This is a genomic window from Dietzia sp. HMSC21D01, from assembly GCF_001815995.1.
In the GTDB taxonomy this organism is placed as follows: domain Bacteria; phylum Actinomycetota; class Actinomycetes; order Mycobacteriales; family Mycobacteriaceae; genus Dietzia; species Dietzia cinnamea.
The window spans coordinates 1-1,202 of sequence record NZ_KV823715.1 but is presented as its reverse complement, the minus strand read 5'-3'; the positions used below and the strand labels follow the sequence as shown (position 1 = coordinate 1,202).

1 protein-coding gene is annotated in these 1,202 nt (G+C 76.7%); it reads left to right on the top strand.

Going from position 1 to position 1,202, the window contains the following annotated elements; genetic code table 11:
* Positions 1 to 130 precede the first annotated feature (130 nt).
* Positions 131 to 1,202 (top strand): RCC1 domain-containing protein (locus HMPREF3086_RS02580; RefSeq protein WP_371441643.1); only part of this gene is annotated, 1,072 nt, incomplete at its 3' end.

The following is a 1,202-nucleotide window of genomic DNA, read 5'->3' as shown; positions in this document are numbered from 1 at the left end:
GACCGCGACGCCGCCGAGCAGCGGCGCGCGTTCCGCCGCGCCGACCGCCTGCGCAGCTGACGAACCGCTCGACAAGCGCCCGCCGCCCCAGCAGAATCCGGGGATGCGGATCCCGCTGCGCGTCGTCACCGTGACCACCGCCGTCTGCCTCGCGCTCGGCGGGACGACCGCGTGCAGCCCCGCCGACCGCGCCGTCCTCTTCGCGTCCGCCTGCTCGGACTCCACTGCCTTCCCCACCGCCCCCCGCCACGAGCCCGGACAGGCCCACCTCATCGGTCAGGTGATCCGGAGCGGCCTGCCCATGGGCCCGGTCCCCGGGTGGGACGACGTCGTCTCGGTCGCCGACGCCGGCACCGCCCTGGCCGCCGTGCACGCCGGCGGGACCGTCTCCGTGGTGGGCGTCGACCACGACGGCCTCCTCGCCGGGACGGCCGGCGGCGCCGGGCAGACCCTGCTGCCGCGCCGTGTACCCGGGGTCTCGGACGCGATCTCGGTGGCCGCGGTGGGGTCGGCGTTCCTCATCACCCACGCGGACGGCACCGTCTCCGGCTGGGGCGACTCGTTCACCGCCTCCGGCGGGTTCCGGGGCGACTCCCCCGTCCGCACCACCCCGGCCGCGGTGCAGGGCGTCGACGAGGTGGTCTCCGTCGCCGACGGCTCCCTCAGCGCCCTCGCCCTCCGCTCGGACGGTGGTGTCCTGGGCTGGGGCGTCAACCTCACCGAGATCCTCGGTGAACCGCCCGGGACCACGGTCCGCCGGATCCGCGACGTCCCCGGGGCGGTCAGTGTGTCCGACGCGAGCGGGGCCGCGGTGATCGCCACCGCGACGGGCGAGGTGTGCGCCTGGGGCAACAACGTCCACGGCCTGCTGGGAGTGGAACCGCGCGGCGGGCAGACCAACCGGCCCGTCCGCGTGGACGGCTTCGGTGACGCCGAGGTCGTGCAGGTGGCCGGCGGCCAGCACTTCGCGCTGGCGCTCGATTCGGCCGGCACCGTCTGGACCTGGGGACGCACCGTCACGGGGATCCTCGGCGACGGCACGACCGACGACACCGTCCTCACCTCCCCGCGGCCGGTGCCGGGGCTGCCGCCCCTGCGGTGGGTCGGGGCGAGCGAATCGTCCCCCTACGGGATCGACGGCGCCGGCGCGCTGTGGTCCTGGGGCCGCGGCCCCGTGCGCTCGCCGGAACCCGCCCGCGACA